Raw genomic sequence first — 4,164 nt, 5'->3', positions numbered from 1 at the left:
ACCGTTTTAGGCGAAGTTTGGCAATTCAGCGTCTTGCACGAAGCGCACTTCCAAAAGTTCCACTTCGCTCATCCGGTCGAGCCGAAAATTGCGCAACGCGCGCCTCGCTTCGCACCAACCGCTGACAACCCAACAGTCTGTGAACGCAGTCAGCGTCATTGGCCGCAACCGCCGGGAGGTTGTCGCACCGGACTGGTTCCGGTAGGCGAACACCAGAACCCTTTGTTCCTGAATCGCCCTGCGAACCTTGGCGGCAAACTCAGGTGCCCGACCAGAGACACGACGCGAGGAGATCGGGGCGTTCCGGTCCATGAAATCTCTTGCAGCGGCTGGCGCGGTGCTGTCGATCTTGGAACGGGCCGATGCCGCAGCAGCCACAAGGTGGCTGTCTCCTGCCGATGTGACAAAGCTCAGCCCGAGCGCCAAGGCCTCCAGTTCTGCCGTGTTGAAGTTCAATGGCGGCAGATCAAGACGCTCGTCGGCGACATAACCCATGCCCCCGATGCCCTCGATGTTCACGCCGGACGCCTGCAAATGGGCGATATCGCGGTAAATCGTCCGCTCGCACACTTCGAGTGCCGCGGCGAGTTCCGACGCGGTGCGCACCCGCTTGTCGCGGAACAAGCCGACAATCCTGAACAGACGTTCTGCACGACGCATGGTGTTTTCCCCTGACACTATGCTGTCAGGGGGGCGGGTATAGTGTCAACGGGCCTGAGTCGTTGTCGGAAGGAGATTGCCATGTCGGATCAGAAGCGGATCGCGCTCGTCACCGGGGGTGGGCGCGGCATCGGACGCGCCATCGTCGAGAGGTTGGCCAAAGACGGGTTCTCCGTCGCATTCACCTACCGCGAAAACGAGACTGCGGCGGCCGATCTCGTCGCGGAACTGGAGGCGCGAGGGCACAATGCCAAGGCAATCTGCGCCGACATCGCGGATATCGGGAAAACGCCGGATATGTTTGATAACGTCGGGGCCTGGGGCGGCGGTAAGGACCACGGCTTCCTCAATGTCCTGGTCTGTTCGGCAGGTGTTATCGAACATGCTCCCATCGATAGTATCGGTCCGGATTTCTTCGATCGCGTGATGTCCATCAACGCGCGTGGCACCTTCTTCACCATGCAGCAGGGGGCACGCCACATGCGGGACGGCGGCCGTATGGTCTGCGTCTCTACCATCGGCACGGCCTGGCCTTCTTTCGGCGAGGCGATCTATGCGGCCAGCAAGGCAGCGGTGGAGCAGTTCTGCCGCGTCGCATCGCGGGAATTGGGCGCGCGGGGAATCACGGTCAACTCGGTTTCGCCGGGACCCACCGATACCGACCTGCTACGCAATCAGGCCTCCGTCGCCGACCTCGATGGTGTCGGGGCCATGACCGCGCTCGGGCGCATCGGGAAACCCGAGGACATCGCCCGCGTCGTCAGCTTCTTGGCGGGGTCTGATTCCGGATGGGTCACGGGTCAGAACATCGTTGCTGATGGTGGCCTCACTTGAGCACCGGTTCTTCAAAAGGCCCGAACGATCGGGAACCTCACAACTGCATCGTCATTCGCGGTGCCCGCGAGAACAATCTCAAGAATATCGATGTCGATATCCCTCGCGGCAAAATCGTCGCCTTCACCGGCGTATCCGGCTCAGGCAAGACCTCCCTCGTCTTCGATACCATCGGAGCGGAGGCGCAGCGTCAGCTAAACGACACGTTCACGATGTTTCAGCGCAACCGGCTCCCGCGCTTCGGACGCCCGGATGTCGATCTAATCGCCAACATCTCGACTCCGGTGATGATTTCGCAGAAACGCATCGGCGGAAACGCACGATCGACAGTCGGCACCTATTCCGATGTCTATGCGCTGATGCGCCTCCTGTTTTCGCGCTTGGGCAAGCCATTCGCCGGTTACTCGAACGCTTTCTCCTTCAACGATCCAGAGGGCATGTGCCCCGATTGCGAAGGTATCGGCAGGCGGAAGCTGCTCGACAGGAAGCAGTTCTTCGACATGGACAAATCCCTGAACGAAGGGCCGTTCCGGCATGGACCCTTCGGCGCAGACGGCTGGTATATCAAGGTCTACACGCAGTCCGGGCGCTTCGATAACGACAAGAAATTGCGCGACTATTCAAAGGATGAGTGGCAGGAGCTTCTTTACGGCTCCGATCACAAGGTGCGTATCGGTAGCGGAGCAAGCGCACACAACACCAACTACGAAGGCGTCATCGACAAGTTCAAGCGCCTCTACGTCCAGCGCGACACATCGGAGCTTTCGCCTGCAAACCGCGCCGCAGCAGAGGCCTTCATCGTCTCCCGGACCTGTTCAACCTGCCACGGGGCACGGCTGAACCAGAAGGCTCTCGCCAGCCGCATCAACGGCCTGAACATCGCGGACATGGCACAGATGGAATGTGCCGATTTGATTGCCGAAATCGGTCGGATTTCTGGCGAGGTGGGTGTCGGTCTCACGGGTGAGATCATTCCGCGTTTACAGCAGTTCGTGGATATGGGACTCGGCTATCTTACATTGGCGCGCGAGACATCGACATTGTCCGGCGGGGAGTCGCAGCGCATCAAGATGCTGCGACATCTCAATTCCAGCCTGATCGAGGTCATATACGTCCTTGATGAACCCAGTATCGGTCTGCATGTCCGGGACGTCGAGCGGTTGACCGACATGCTCGTTCACCTGCGCAACAAGGGCAACACGGTCCTGGTGATCGAGCATGATCCGGACATGATCGGCAACGCGGATCACGTCATCGACATCGGACCAGGCGCGGGTCAAAAAGGGGGTGAGGTGATTTATGCTGGCTCGGTCGATGGGCTGCGCCATGCAGATACTCCGACCGGCAAAGCCATGCGTGTGGGACTGGCGTTGAAGTCGAAGGTCAGGACTCCGAAAGGCTTTCTGCCTTTGCGGAATGTCACGCGAAACAACCTTAAGAACGTCGATGTTGATATTCCGGAGCAGGTTCTGACGGTCGTGACGGGAGTCGCCGGTTCTGGAAAAAGCTCACTGATTACAGGCGCGTTCATGGACTGCCACCCCGAGGCGGTCGTGATCGACCAGAGCGCAATAGGGATTTCGTCACGCGCAACGCCTGCAACCTATTCCAACATCATGGACCCCATTCGCGACATCTTCGCCAAGGCAACGAAATCCAGCCCGTCGCTGTTCAGCTTCAACTCCAAAGGGGCGTGCCCAGACTGCAATGGTCTTGGCATCACCTACACTGATCTGGCGTTTCTCGACCCGATCAAGACTGTTTGCGTAACCTGTGAAGGTCAGCGTTTCAGGCAGGACGTTCTGAAAAAGACGGTAGAGGGCAAGTCGATAGGTGATGTCCTCGACATGTCGATCATTGACGCGGCAACTTTCTTCGACCAGTCGAAAGTCTCCGCTGGTCTTGGCGCGCTCGTTGATGTCGGCCTTAGCTATCTGGGTCTCGGCCAAACCCTTTCGAGCCTGTCGGGGGGTGAGCTACAGCGGCTGAAACTTGCGACCAAACTCTATGATCCCGCGCAGATATACGTTCTCGATGAACCGACGACAGGTCTGCACCCTCAGGACACAGACCGCCTGATCGCTATTCTCGACCGGCTGGTGGATCAAGGTAGCACCGTGATCGTCATCGAACACAATCTCGCAGTCGTTGCACAGGCGGATTGGGTCATCGACCTTGGACCGGAAGCCGGGCGAAATGGCGGCAAGGTCGTCTTTAATGGGCTACCATCGAATTTGGTGGACGCAGAAAAATCACTCACGGGTCAATATCTGAGAAAAGCCGTGTGGACGAAATCCGCAATACTTGGCCGGTGAAACAGAGATCCGCCATTTCGAGGCTGTCTGCCCCCTGCCCTTGCGGGCATTCCCCCGCAGATATTTCCGGGAAGATGAAGATCAGGCAGGCAATAATGCCGCGACCAGCTCGCCCACATGCACAGCTTTCATCCCGGCCGCACGCGGCCCCTTGATGTCGGCGCGCGTCGTGTCCCCGACGAACAGGACCTTGAGCGACTCTTCCGGGCATGGCTGCGATAGTTGATCTTGGCCTTATTCAGAATCTGACATCCGGTCACGAAACCAACTGGCAAGCTCGGTCACCTGCCGGTGAAGGTCCACTGTCAGTCGTACGCTGGTCAAAACTCAACCGTTTCTGTCACAGGCAGAATAG

4 protein-coding genes are annotated in these 4,164 nt (G+C 58.7%); 2 read left to right on the top strand and 2 right to left on the bottom strand.

The window, feature by feature from the left end; all coding sequences use genetic code 11:
* Nucleotides 1-6: 6 nt before the first annotated feature.
* Nucleotides 7-660 (bottom strand): helix-turn-helix transcriptional regulator, encoded by a 654-nt coding sequence (locus PUT78_RS23110; RefSeq protein WP_274354576.1) that lies wholly within the window; start codon nt 658-660, stop codon nt 7-9.
* Between the two features lie 81 nt (nt 661-741).
* On the opposite strand from PUT78_RS23110, the gene PUT78_RS23105 reads away from it, so the two are divergent.
* Together PUT78_RS23105 and PUT78_RS23100 are read left to right on the top strand one after the other, a co-directional pair.
* Nucleotides 742-1,494 (top strand): SDR family oxidoreductase, encoded by a 753-nt coding sequence (locus PUT78_RS23105; RefSeq protein WP_274354575.1) that lies wholly within the window; start codon nt 742-744, stop codon nt 1,492-1,494.
* The gene (locus tag PUT78_RS23100; RefSeq protein WP_274354574.1) at nt 1,491-3,809 is read left to right on the top strand and encodes an excinuclease ABC subunit UvrA; all 2,319 of its coding nucleotides are present in this window, start codon (nt 1,491-1,493) and stop codon (nt 3,807-3,809) included. The genes PUT78_RS23105 and PUT78_RS23100 overlap by 4 nt, the downstream gene beginning before the upstream one ends.
* 81 nt (nt 3,810-3,890) lie before the next feature.
* Here PUT78_RS23100 and PUT78_RS23960 read toward each other — a convergent pair whose 3' ends face one another.
* Nucleotides 3,891-3,995 carry a hypothetical protein gene (locus PUT78_RS23960; RefSeq protein ID WP_420793560.1) on the bottom strand — a complete coding sequence of 35 codons (105 nt, stop codon included), beginning with the start codon at nt 3,993-3,995 and terminating at the stop codon, nt 3,891-3,893.
* Between the last annotated feature and the right edge of the window lie 169 nt (nt 3,996-4,164).

The sequence above is a fragment of the Roseinatronobacter alkalisoli genome, from assembly GCF_028745735.1.
Classification (GTDB): Bacteria; Pseudomonadota; Alphaproteobacteria; order Rhodobacterales; family Rhodobacteraceae; genus Roseinatronobacter; species Roseinatronobacter alkalisoli.
This window is presented reverse-complemented; position numbering and strand designations above follow the sequence as displayed.

Coding starts and splice junctions, on each gene's coding strand:
- PUT78_RS23105 (WP_274354575.1), top strand. CDS start 742: ATGTCGGATCAGAAGCGGATCGCGCTCGTCACCGGGGGTGGGCGCGGC.
- PUT78_RS23110 (WP_274354576.1), bottom strand. CDS start 660: ATGCGTCGTGCAGAACGTCTGTTCAGGATTGTCGGCTTGTTCCGCGAC.